This window comes from Tenacibaculum dicentrarchi, from assembly GCF_964036635.1.
Lineage (GTDB): Bacteria > Bacteroidota > Bacteroidia > Flavobacteriales > Flavobacteriaceae > Polaribacter > Polaribacter dicentrarchi.
On the sequence record NZ_OZ038524.1, the window covers coordinates 2,213,039 to 2,226,187 of the forward strand.

A 13,149-nucleotide genomic window follows, 5' to 3' on the forward strand; every position below is an offset into this window, starting at 1 on the left:
AACTAATGCAAGTAATGCAATAGGTAAAATTAAGATAAAAGCTTCTCTAATTTTTCTTTTGATTTTTTCCAATTAGGTAATTTCTCACCTAATAATTCATAAAAAAATGTACTATGATTATGATATTTAAGATGACAAATTTCATGTATCAAGACGTAATCAATACATTCTTTAGGTGCTTTTATAAGTTCTATATTAAGATAAATAGTTCCATCACTAAAACAACTTCCCCATCTATTATTAAACCATTTGTATTTAAGTGAGGTTTCTTTTTCTGATAATTCTTTAATCAATCCTAATCGACTATTATAAATAGTATTAAAATGAAGAATAGCTTTTGACTTATACCATTCGTTAAGCTGTTCTTTTATTTTATTTGTTTGGGTTTTATCCTTAGTTTCAATACAGATATAGCCTCTTTTTAATTTTATAGATTTATTATTTGACTCCGTTACTTTTAATCGATACATTTTCCCTAAATAAAGATGTCCTTCTCCACTCTGATATGTTTTTTCTGATGTTCGTGGCTGATAATTCAAAAAGAACCTTTTTTGCATAAAAATCCATTGTGCTTTCTTCTTTACTTTTTCTATTATCTTTTCTAAAGTAGCATCTAACGGAGCAGAAACAATTACCTCTCCATCAGGATGTACTTTTATTCCAAGTGTTTTTCGATTCCTATAAATTAATTGAAAATCAATTGTAGAATTACCATATATAATGCGATTAAACTCCAAAGTTTTATTTATATTTAAAAATTGCTACTTTCAAACATTCTTCTATTAAATTATCTATTTTATCCCAATCGGCATCTATATCAAATTTCTGATGTAAATCATAAATTACATCACCAAGCTCTATGTTAATTTTACCTGTTATATCCTCATTTTTATGCCAATCTATTATTTTTTTCTGATTCAAGTAAATGTATTGTTTTACTGTTTTATCAATAGTTAAACTTACTTCGATATGAAATGATGTTTTTAACAATGCTATATCATCAAAAATACTTGTACTAAAGTTATAAAATGCTATAGCTACTGTGTTGTTTACTAATTCATCTGGTACATTTTTTGAATGTCCATTAAAAACTTCGTACTCTTGCTCTTTAGCTCTTTTTAAATATTCTGCTTCGTCTATTCTCTTTTGATGATATGCGGCAATAGTTTCTTTAATTAGGTCTGCAAGTTTTCTATAATAAATAGGGTCTTCTTGCATTTTAATATTAATAGCTTTTACAGTTCTACTAGCAATATGGTCTGCCTGAGCAGCTTTCCCTTTTATTTTTTCAACCTCAGCATCTCTATCTTCTTTATTAAAAATATCAACAAGCTCCGTAATTTTCATTACTTCACCATCTGTAGTAATGTGTTTATTTATAAGTTTCTGAATCTGTGGTTCAAATTCTTTATAAGCTATATCATCATTATAACGCCTAGTTACATCAACACGTAATTTTAAAAAGAATTTAGCATCGTGCTTATACATATCAATTTTATTACTGGCTGTTTTTGTAACAAAATCAACAGAAGATAACCCTAATTTTAATAATCTTGCAAACTGTGAAACCTTTGTATAAAATGTATTTCTTACATCTTCTGGCGATAAATGTTCTTCGTATGCTGTAGGTTCTAAATTTTTACCTTTTAGCGTTTTAAAAATATCCCATAACTCCGAATGTGCTTGTGGTAATTTATCTATTTCATCTTTTATATTCGTTATTGCACCATCTAAATCTTCTTCTTCAAAATTATTAAGGTTAGAATATGTGCTTAAAGCTGTATCAAGGTTTTCTAAATTACCATAATAATCAACAACATAACCATATTCTTTTCCTGGATATACTCTATTTACACGTGCAATTGCTTGTAATAATGTATGCTCTTTAAGTGAACGACATAAATATAAAACAGTATTATTTGGTGCATCAAAACCTGTTAAAAGTTTTGCTACTACAATTAATATTTCTGGTATATCACGGCTTTTAAAATCATTTATAATATTTTTTTCATAGGTTTTTAAATCACCATGTTTATCAATCATTGCGTTTAAATACTTATCTTCTCTACGCTTATCTTCATTTTCATTAAAATAACCATCTTCTGTTCCCTCTCGCTGGTCAGATTGTGTTACCACAACGGCTGAATTTACCATTCCTATATCATCAAGATACTCTTTATATAATAAAGCTGTTTTAATGGTGGGTGCTACTAATTGTGCTTTTGGTTTATAATTGTCGTTATGTGTTTGAAAAAAAGTAGTGTAATGTTCGCTAATATCTAAGGCTCTGGCATAAATTACTTGGTCTGTTTTATTTAACTCATTTACTGTGTTAAATTTTTGTTTCAGTTTTGCTCGTCCTCTTTTTGTAAGATTATTGCGTTCTGCTAATTTTTCAAAATAAATATTTAAAGGCGCTTCATTTAGCATAATTTGAGTGTGTCTTCCTTCATATAATAAAGGAACTACAGCACCATCTTCAACAGCATCTTTTACCGTATATGGTTTACCAATATAGCCACCAAATTTAGTAGCAGTACTTTTTTCTTTTTTCATTAAAGGCGTACCTGTAAATGCTAAAAAACAAGCATTCGGAAATACACGTTGCATACTTACATTAAACGTACCATATTGCGTTCTGTGACCTTCATCAATTAACACAAAAATATCAGCAGATGTAAATGGCTTTTTGTTATTCTTTACAGTAGCTTCAAATTTATTTATAATAGTAGTTATAATAGCATCATCACTATCTTCTAAAAGTTCTGCAAGATGCTTTCCTGTTTTAGCCTGACGAACTTCCTTTTTACACTTTTTAAACGTATCTGATATTTGGTCATCAAGGTCAATACGGTCTGTAACTAAAATAATTTTCGGATTTAAAATAGTAGCATTTGAAGCCAACATTTGGGCAAGCATCACCATAGTAAGCGACTTACCGCTTCCTTGTGTATGCCATATAACACCTCCTTTACGTTTTCCTGTAGTATCTAATTTTGTAACACGATTTATCGTATTATTAACACCAAAATACTGCTGATACCTTGCTACTTTTTTTGTACCGTTATCATACAAGGTAAAATTTAGTATCAAATCTAGCAATCGTGCTGGACGACATAAATTATAAATTAACTTGTCTTGTTCGGTTAGCAAGCGTTCTTCTGTATCAATAGCATCAAAACTTTTGCGTACATACTCCGTTCGTTCTTCAAAAAGCAGATTTTTTTGAGCTTCTTCCAACGATTTATTTTTAAGCGCTTTAAGTTTTAACCAATAGGCTTTTTCTGTTTCACTTGATGTAAATTGCTCTTTCCATTTTGCCCAAAATTCTTTACTTGTACCTGTTGTAGCATAACTACCATCATTAGTAGCAATACTCATTAAAATACTTGAATATACATATAAAGACCTTATTCCATCTTTGGTAAAATTTCTTATATGTTGTTCTATTGCTAATGATACGGGAGCTTTTACGCCTGATAACGAAGGGCTTTTACATTCAATTATTACCGTAGGAATACCATTAATAAACAACACTAAATCGGGTCTATAAGTATCTGTTCTTCCTGTTCTTAATACTGAAAATTCTTCTGTAACATGAAAAATATTATTTGCAGGATTTACCCAATCTATAAAATTTATGGTATGACTTTTTTTATCGCCATCAATACTTTGTTCAAAGGCTTTACCTAAGGTAATAAGGTCATAAAAGGTTTTATTTGCATTGATAAAACCATCTTGAATAGGTAAATCTTTTACCGCTAATACTGCTGAATTAATATTCGCATCTGAAAAAGCATATTCTTTACCTTTACGATTGATAACATTAATTTTTTTTAACTGCTTACGCAATACCTCAGTAAACAATACTTTCGATTTTCCGCCACGCCATTGCTCTGCTTGTTTTGGGCTTACATATTGGTAACCCATATTTATAAGCAACTGTAATGCGGGTATTTGCGATACATTATCTTCTATATACGATGGTGTACTCATAAATTTGGTGTCGTTTTATTTTTTTTCTTTTTCATAGCTTTTGGTAATATTTTTTTGCTTTTTAGGCATTTATATCGTTTTCCCGACATCGGCAAAATGATTTTATGCATACCATTTTCCCGACAGCGGGAAAATGGTAGCTATTATAATTTTAAAATTTTACACGTTTTTTTCCTGTTAATAATTGTTGCATTAAGCCTTTTTTCTGATTTTTCAATTGTAATAAATAGGCTTTCTTTTCTGATATTTCAATATCTGATAAATCTATTATTTTTGATATTGCTTTTTGTTCGGATAAAGAAGGAACAGTAAGTTTTAAAGCGAAAAACTCATTTATCCCAATATTTAATAATCCGTGAGCTCGTCCACCTTCTTGTGCTATTTTTGTTAAATTTTTGGTTATCATCCCACCTTCAAAATAGTTTAATAAAAAGTCTGAATCTATATTTTCGTTTGCTTCAAAACAAATATATAAAGTCGTTACAACAGCTTTTTCTAATGTGTCTAATCGTTTAAAAGCTCCCATAGGATAACCTTTTGAATAACTCTTATTATAAGCAAAATGACCTTTCTCAATTAAATAATAACCTGATAAAGTTTTACTCGCAACACGCTTTTTAAAATAATCTTCTTGCCTTACAAATCCACGTTGAGCAGAAATAGTTATAACTGTGTCATTTAATTCAGTATTCTTTTTTGTAATTCGATTAGTTACCTCTCCTAATCTCATTTCCTCCCATTCTTCACTAAACCCTGCCAATCGTTTTTTACCCGATAACAATTCTTGCATAAGCCCTTTTTTACGAAATTGTAATTTTTCTATAAGACTTTGCGTGGTTTCGATAGCTTCATCCCATGTCGATAAGATTTTAGCTATTTCTTGTTGCTCTTTTAATGGGGGGATTAAAAGCTTAACTTCAGATAATACAGTTCCATTAGTTAAAGCCCTTGTTGTATATGTACTTTTTCTAATTATCTCCTTACGAGCATCAAAACCACTAAAACAATATCGTTTAAAATTATTATCAAGTTTTTCACTAAAATCTCTAGCTCTAAGTACAAAACCACTAAAAACAGCATTAGGAATCTCTTCAATAACCACAGCAGAGAAAGCAATTTCTTCTACACTCTCTGATGTTCTAGTAAAAAAAACATCACCTTTTTTAACACTATATCTTTCTAATTCATTATTATCAACTGTTACTTTACCTTTAACATTTGATAGATTTAAAGCTGTTTCTTTATAAACATCTTTGTAATTGATAATTGGTGTACCTTCTCCAAAAAATTTTTTCTCCTTATTTAATCCATTTTTAAATTCAAATATTTCTCCGATTGAAACAATTTTCCATCCGTAAGGTAATTTTTTTTCTAGCTCCATCTTAATATCCCATTTCATTAAGATAAACCTCCATTTGAGATTCTACTTGGTTTAATTTTTCTTTTAATGCAACTATTTCTTTTTGGGTTTCTGCAATATTTACAGGTTCTTCTTCTACAAAAGTATCAACGTATCTTGGTATGTTTAAGTTGTAATCGTTTTCTTTTATTTCTTCTAGCGTTGCAACGTAGCTGTATTTGTCAACGGTTTTCCATTCAGAAAAGGTGTTGTAAATTTTGTTTACATCTTCTTCTCTAAGTTTATTTTGGTTTTTTCCATTTTCAAAACCGTTACTAGCATCAATAAATAAGATGTCTGTATTAGTTCCTTTATTTTTATCAAAAATTAAAATAGATGCAGGAATCCCCGTACCAAAAAATAAGTTTGCTGGTAAACCTATAACGGCTTTTAAAAGATTTTCGTCAATCAGTTGTTTTCTTATTTTCCCTTCACTACTTCCACGGAATAACACACCATGAGGCAATATAACTCCCGCTTTTCCATGCTGGTTTAGGGTTTCTATCATGTGCGTAATAAAGGCGTAATCACCTTTACTTTTTGGCGGTACACCTCTATGAAAACGCCCATACCTGTCTGATGAAGCGTCTTCTGCTCCCCATTTGTCTAAAGAAAATGGCGGATTTGCTACAACGACATCAAATTTCATTAAGGTATCATTTTCCACTAATTTAGGCGAATTAATCGTGTCACCCCATTGGATATTTGCATTATCCATTTCATGCAAAAACATATTCATACGAGCCAGCGCATAAGTAGAACCGTTTACTTCTTGTCCGTTTAAAGATACGTTTGTATTTCCAACTTCTTTGGCAACTTTAAGCAATAATGAACCAGAACCACAAGTTGGGTCAGCAATACGGTCTCCCGCCTTTGGTTCTACTAATTTTGCTAATAATACTGATACTTCTGATGCTGTATAAAATTCTCCTGCTTTTTTTCCTGCACCAGCGGCAAAGTTTGAAATTAAATATTCGTACGCATCACCAATAACATCATTTCCCTCAAGATTTGAAGGTCTTAAATCTAGGTCTTGAAAATCTTTTAAAAGATGCTGTAAACGTCTATTTCTGTCTGTTACTTGCCCTAAATTGGCTTCACTATTATAATCAATATTACGGAATACCTTTTCTAGTTTGGTTCTATTTGCTTCTTCTAAAGCTTCTAAACCTATATTTATAATATCTCCAAGATTATTTTCATTACGTTGAGAATACAAATAGTCAAAAGATGCTTTTTCAGGCAATGCAAAACGTTCATGTTTAAGAGCTCTATCAATTCTATCCTGATTTCCTTTGTATTTAATTTCGTAGGCTTCTTTTTTCTCTTTATTTACATCTGAAATGTATTTAATAAAAAGCATTGTAAGTATGTAGTCTTTGTATTGTCCTGCATCTATTGTTCCTCTAAAGGTGTCGCAGGCTTTCCAAACTTTATTATTTATATCTTGTTTTGATAATTTAACTTTACTTGTGTGTGACTCTATTAATTTACTCATTTTGTTTTCTTTTTAAAAGAGCGGTAAATAATACCGCTCTTTATTTGATGTATTAAATATTTAAAAATACACGCTATATTTTCGGAATAGCCTGTGTAAGTCCGAGTCTAAATATCCTTATTTTGATATGTGATAAGATTGGTATATTTTTGTTTTTCCACAAACATTGTTTTTATCAGTTCGGTGACAAGCCACTGAGTGTAAACAATACCAACTTAAAGTCTTTAATTCGACCAGTTTTAAAGACTTTTTTTTATGTCTTTTATATTTTTGATTTATTCGTTAATAACTGATTTAAAATCCCTTTTTTAAGTGCTCTTTTTTTTTCAAGTATCTGGTTTACGATACTTATTTCCTTATCTAATAATTTTTCAATATTTACAATTTTATTTTGTGCTTCTAATGTTGGCAATGGTATTTCTAAATCTAGCAACTCTTTTTTTGTTATAGATATTATTGATGAACCAGAACCCAGTAAAGTTAATTCGTATTGTTTTTGACTAGAATTAAGTATAGAAGCCAAATAATGACCATTTACTTTAGTTGCATCTGTTCTTATAATATAAAATAATGATGATGGCATTACCGCTCCAAAACTTTCTTCATATGCCCAAGCAAATATTCGTTGCCCTTTACCTGCTAATATAACATCGTTCGGTTTCAATAAAAATTTACTATCTTTATCTTTCAACTCAACAAAACTATTTTTAAACAAAGTTGGATTAAGATACTTATCAAAATGGCTAGAAGTCAAGTACTTTACATCGCCTTTCATTTCTTTCTTTTGATAAAGACCAAATTGCACCTCTGTAATATCACCAAGTTTTGTTGTTAAAATATCTTTATACATCGTTTCTAATTTAAAGCAAATGTAAAAATATTTTTCAGAAAACCAACTTAAAATTTGATTTTATTTTATTGTAGCGGTTTTCAAATTTAAAAACATCTTGATTTTATTGAGTTATACTTGGAGTATTTACAGGATAAATATTTTTAAATTATATACTCTTAAAAATAATCTGTATTGAATTATAGCTTTTAAGTACTATTGTTTTAGGTTTTCGGTAAATTCGGTAAATTCTGTTTTCGTGAAATTCTGTTTTTTATATAAGACGAAACTATAGAATATAGCTTTTAAGTGCTATCGTGTTACATTTTCGGTAAATTCGGTAAATTCTGTTTTCGTGAAATTCTGTTTTTTCTATAAGACGAAACTATAGAATATAGCTTTTAAGTGCTATCGTGTTACATTTTCGGTAAATTCGGTAAATTCTGTTTTCGTGAAATTCTGTTTTTTCTATAAGACGAAACTATAGAATATAGCTTTTAAGTACTATCGTGTTACGTTTTCGGTAAATTCGGTAAATTCTGTTTTCGTGAAATTCTGTTTTTTATATGGGATGAAGTATAAATCTAGCTTTTAAGTGCTATTTTTTTACGTTTTCTAAAAACTACGATTAGTTCTTTTCCTATTTTTCAAACACTTATTAAAACACGTATCGAGTGAATCAATTTTTATTTAATTGACTATAAAATGACTTTTATAAAATTATAATACATCTTTTTCTGCCATAAAAACGACAAAATTGCTGACACGTTTACTGACACATAAAATTTAAAAACAACAAAAAACCCTTGATAATCAAACGATTAACAAGGGTTTAAGTGAGCCCTGGAGGATTCGAACCTCCGACCGCCTCCTTAGAAGGGAGGTGCTCTATCCAGCTGAGCTAAGAGCCCGTAGTTTTAAAGTTGCTACGTACAACTGTGTCGGGGTGGCAGGATTCGAACCTGCGACCTCCTCGTCCCAAACGAGGCGCGATGACCGGGCTACGCTACACCCCGATTAGTCATCTTAATTGCGGAGAGACAGGGACTCGAACCCTGGAACCAGTTACCCGGTTACAGATTAGCAATCTGCTGCATTACCACTCTGCCATCTCTCCTGAGTGATTCAAAACTTATTAAAATTAATAGTCTCGAATTGCGAGTGCAAATATATAACGAATTAAAAGATCTCACAAGTTTTTTTTAAAAAAAAATTAATCATTCTGGATACTCTACACGTAAATGATAGATACTCATTAACTTACTCTTAATAATTTTTTTTATTTTTTCTATCTCTCTAAAGGTAATATTCGAATTTACGAACTGATTATCGTTTTTTTGCTTTTCAATAATTTTATCGATTAAATTATCTATAGATTGTGCTGTTGGTTCTTTTAAACTTTTTGAAGCCGCTTCGGCAGCATCACACATCATTAAAATAGCCGTTTCTTTTGAAAAAGGAATTGGTCCTTGGTATTGAAACTTTTTAATATCAACAAATCCTTCAGGATTATTTTCTAATTCTTGCTTGTAAAAATAATAGGTAACTGTTGTTCCGTGATGTGTTCTAATAAAATCAATAATTCTGTCTGGTAATTTATGCTTCTTTGCAATTTCAATTCCTTTAATAACGTGTTCTAAAATTATTTGGGCGCTATCTTTTGGTGATAAATCATGATGGGGGTTTACGCCTGTTGCTTGATTTTCGGCAAAATACAAGGGATTTGCCATTTTACCAATATCATGATATAATGCACCTGTTCTTACCAACATAGAGTTTGCCCCTATTTCATTAGCGGCAGCTTCGGCTAAATTTGCCACTTGCATAGAATGTTGAAAAGTTCCTGGTGCTTTTTCGTTTAAATCTCTCAACAATGTTGAATTGGTATTTGACAATTCTAACAGAGCAACATCAGAAACTAATCCGAATAATTTTTCATAAAAATAAATAAAGAAAACTGCTAAAAAAGATAGCAATCCATTGGCAGCAAATAAACCAAAATAACTCCAATTTATTTTATCGGCACTTCCTTCTTTTATAATGGAAAAAGCAAAATAAGTAATCATATAAATTAAGGTAATTCGCCCAATCGATATAAATAAACTAGCCCGTTTATAAAGTTCTGAAATCGTTAATATGGTTACAATCCCTGCAATAATATGAAGATATATAAATTCAAAGCTATTTGGCACTATAAAACCCAATAACAATACTGTTAGCACATGAGTAAAAAAGCCTAAGCGAGCATCAAAAAAAGTTTTTAATATTATTGGCAAAATACTCAACGGAACTACATATAAAAAATCTGAATTGTACTTAACCACTAGTGTTTGGGCTAAAATTATAAAAAAAACATTAAAAAAGATAAAGGTTACTTTATTATTATCATTAAAAATTTCTAAACGGTATTTTTCTAAAAACAACAATAACATTAACAATGCCAATGCTACTAAAATGGTATATCCGAAAACAATCCAATTATAGTTTGATTTTGTTAAAAGTTGTGAGCTCGATGCTTTTTCATACGATTTCAAAATTGTTAATTTTCTACCTGCTACAATATCTCCCTTTAAAAGTATTAATTCTCCTTTTGAAATCTTTCCTTTAGCAGACGAAATTTTCTTTAAAGCCTCGTTTAGCTCCTTGTCACTATATTTAGTATCAAATACTACATTTGACTTTATAACGGCTGATAAATGACTTAAAAGAATGTTTTGATTAACACTGTTAACTTCAGATGTGTTTTGTGAAATAAACTTCAATACGTCTTTTGATTGTAGTAATTTTGAAAAAGGAATATCTACAATTAAATTTCCTTTTCGTAAAAAAACAAACTCTTCTTTGGTTGCTTTTGTAATACTTGAATCATCTAAAAATCCGTAGTTATAAATTTTATGAATAATAGTCTTCCCTATTTTTTTTAGAAGTACAATGTCATTAACAGGTAATGAATCTGCAAGCATAATTTTATTATTATAAGCTTCTAATACTTGTTTAGCTACTTTTTGATTGCACACAAAATATTTTTTAACACTCGCTTTAATTTCATTCGTTTCTTGAGTAATTTCAAGGCTTGTTTTTTGAATAGCAAAATCAAAAGGAGCATATAAATTATCATATTGCCAAGGTTTACCTTGAGTATATTCATATTTAAACTGACCTTGTTTAGGGAATAAATATACAATTGCCACTACCGAAATTAAAAACAATAATATTTTGTAAATAATCGTATTGTTCTTGTATAATTTATTTATAAAATTGTTCATTTTGTATGTTTAGATTTGTAAATATAACCTTTCTCTATTATTTGAGTACTTGTTATAAAATGGTTATTTTAGCAGAAGAAATTATACGCAAACATATGAAAGAAGTAGTTATTGTATCAGTAGCAAGAACACCAATAGGTAGTTTTTTAGGCAGTTTATCAACCATACCTGCACCAAAATTAGGAGCAGTGGCAATTAAAGGTGCACTGGAAAAAATAAACTTAAATCCTACAATGATAGATGAAGTTTTTATGGGGAATGTAGTTTCCGCAGGTACAGGGCAAGCACCCGCACGTCAAGCAGCTATTTTTGCAGGAATACCTAATACCGTTCCTTGCACTACGATTAACAAAGTCTGTTCATCAGGAATGAAAGCCATTATGTTAGCCGCACAAACAATTGCTCTAGGCGATGCTCAAATTGTGGTTGCTGGAGGAATGGAAAATATGAGTATGATTCCACATTATCAACACGCTCGAACAGGTTCAAAATTTGGTTCGATTACCATGGAAGATGGTTTGCAAAAAGATGGTTTAGTTGATGCCTATCAAAAAGTAGCCATGGGTGTTTGTGCCGATGATTGCGCTACAAAATATGGTTTTTCAAGAGAAGAACAAGATGCTTTTGCTATAGAATCGTACAGCCGTTCTGCAAATGCCTGGAAAGAAGGAAAATATGCCGATGAAATTGTGTCGGTTGAAATACCTCAACGCCGTGGCGAACCAATTATTTTTTCTGAAGATGAAGAGTATAAAAATGTAAAAATAGATAAAATTCCTGCTTTACGTGCTGCTTTTACCAAAGAAGGAACGGTTACTGCTGCAAACGCCTCAACAATTAATGATGGTGCTGCTGCATTGGTTTTAATGTCTGCTGATAAAGCCCTAGCATTAGGTTTAACTCCTTTAGCTAAAATAAAAGGATATGCCGATGCTGCTCACGAGCCAGAATGGTTTACAACAGCGCCTGCAAAAGCCTTACCAAAAGCATTATCAAAAGCAAATATTTCAATTGATGATGTTGATTATTTTGAATTAAACGAAGCTTTTTCAGTAGTTGGCTTAGCTAATATGAAAATTTTAAATTTATCTGCCGATAAAGTAAATGTAAACGGAGGAGCGGTTTCTTTAGGACATCCTTTAGGTGTTTCAGGAGCAAGAATTGTTATAGCCTTAACATCAATATTAAAACAGAAAAATGCCAAAATTGGTGCAGCCGCTATTTGCAATGGTGGTGGTGGCGCTAGTGCAATCGTTATTGAAAGAATATAATATTTTTCAACCTTAAAAATTCGTAATATTATGTTTTTTGGAATTTGTAATTTAAGTATTATTCCCATGCGTTTTGAAGCTAGTGATACTTCAGAAATGGTAAATCAAGTGCTTTTTGGTGAAGCTTTTAAAATACTAGAAAAAAAAGATAATTGGACTAAAATTGAATTAGCTTTTGATAAATATCAAGGATTTATTGATACTAAACAATATCAAGAAATTAGCCAAGAAATGTATAATACTTTAGCATCCGAAGAACATAAAAACTATTCAGGTAACTTTATAAACCTTGTTAATTTTAAGAATTTTGATAAAGATTCTAAAAAACAACAACAAATAATGATTCCTTTAGGTGCAAGACTGCCTTTTTTAAAGGATGAAACATTTAATATCGACCAAAAAAAATATTCTTATCAAGGTGAAATTTACAATAAAAAGCAAACCATTATTAAAACGGCACTGTTATTTTTAAACGTACCGTATTTATGGGGTGGGAAATCTGTTTTTGGAATTGATTGTTCGGGATTTACACAAATGGTTTATAAATTAGCTGGCTACAATTTATTACGCGATGCTAAAGACCAAGTAACCCAAGGCGAAACGTTAAATTTTATTGAAGAGAGCCAAGCAGGAAATCTTGCTTTTTTTGATACCTGTTTTAATGTTTCTACTGATGAAAATCCTATAAAAATAACGCATGTAGGAATTATTTTAGGAAACAACACCATTATTCATGCACACGGAAAAGTTCGGATTGACACGCTAGATCATCGTGGTATTTACAATGTAGATTCTAAAAAATATACGCATCGATTAAGAATTATAAAACATTTTTTTGAATAGAAAAAAAGCATAAAAAAACCGAAACTTTAAAAGTTTCGGTTTTTTTT

8 protein-coding genes and 3 tRNA genes are annotated in these 13,149 nt (G+C 30.4%); 2 read left to right on the forward strand and 9 right to left on the reverse strand.

The genetic code is table 11. From position 1 onward, the window contains the following. Positions 1 to 29: 29 nt before the first annotated feature. From ABNT14_RS09590 to ABNT14_RS09630, 9 genes are all read right to left on the reverse strand, one after another. Positions 30 to 737: a M48 family metallopeptidase gene (locus ABNT14_RS09590; protein ID WP_159459544.1), complete on the reverse strand. Its 708-nt coding sequence runs from the start codon at positions 735 to 737 to the stop codon at positions 30 to 32. Positions 738 to 741: 4 nt separating this feature from the next. After that, the gene (locus ABNT14_RS09595) at positions 742 to 3,996 is read right to left on the reverse strand and encodes a type I restriction endonuclease subunit R (RefSeq protein ID WP_101903006.1); all 3,255 of its coding nucleotides are present in this window, start codon (positions 3,994 to 3,996) and stop codon (positions 742 to 744) included. Positions 3,997 to 4,147: 151 nt separating this feature from the next. Continuing rightward, positions 4,148 to 5,395, reverse strand: coding sequence for a restriction endonuclease subunit S (locus tag ABNT14_RS09600; protein WP_101903007.1), 1,248 nt, complete (start codon positions 5,393 to 5,395; stop codon positions 4,148 to 4,150). After that, complete coding sequence (locus tag ABNT14_RS09605) at positions 5,379 to 6,893, reverse strand: type I restriction-modification system subunit M (RefSeq protein WP_101903008.1); 1,515 nt, start codon at positions 6,891 to 6,893, stop codon at positions 5,379 to 5,381. The genes ABNT14_RS09600 and ABNT14_RS09605 overlap by 17 nt, the downstream gene beginning before the upstream one ends. Before the next feature lie 262 nt (positions 6,894 to 7,155). Next, positions 7,156 to 7,743: a restriction endonuclease subunit S gene (locus ABNT14_RS09610; RefSeq protein WP_101903009.1), complete on the reverse strand. Its 588-nt coding sequence runs from the start codon at positions 7,741 to 7,743 to the stop codon at positions 7,156 to 7,158. Positions 7,744 to 8,559: 816 nt separating this feature from the next. Continuing rightward, a tRNA-Arg gene (locus tag ABNT14_RS09615) sits at positions 8,560 to 8,633 on the reverse strand. A 30-nt stretch (positions 8,634 to 8,663) separates the two neighbouring features. Beyond that, a tRNA-Pro gene (locus ABNT14_RS09620) sits at positions 8,664 to 8,738 on the reverse strand. A gap of 17 nt (positions 8,739 to 8,755) precedes the next feature. Next, positions 8,756 to 8,839, reverse strand: a tRNA-Ser gene (locus tag ABNT14_RS09625). 100 nt (positions 8,840 to 8,939) lie between these two features. Beyond that, positions 8,940 to 10,988 (reverse strand): HD family phosphohydrolase, encoded by a 2,049-nt coding sequence (locus ABNT14_RS09630; protein ID WP_101903010.1) that lies wholly within the window; start codon positions 10,986 to 10,988, stop codon positions 8,940 to 8,942. Between the two features lie 95 nt (positions 10,989 to 11,083). On the opposite strand from ABNT14_RS09630, the gene ABNT14_RS09635 reads away from it, so the two are divergent. Both ABNT14_RS09635 and ABNT14_RS09640 read left to right on the forward strand, forming a co-directional pair. After that, positions 11,084 to 12,259 (forward strand): acetyl-CoA C-acyltransferase, encoded by a 1,176-nt coding sequence (locus ABNT14_RS09635; protein WP_101903385.1) that lies wholly within the window; start codon positions 11,084 to 11,086, stop codon positions 12,257 to 12,259. A gap of 30 nt (positions 12,260 to 12,289) precedes the next feature. Then, positions 12,290 to 13,102, forward strand: a complete 813-nt coding sequence (locus ABNT14_RS09640; protein ID WP_101903011.1) for a C40 family peptidase — start codon at positions 12,290 to 12,292, stop codon at positions 13,100 to 13,102. Positions 13,103 to 13,149 lie beyond the last annotated feature (47 nt).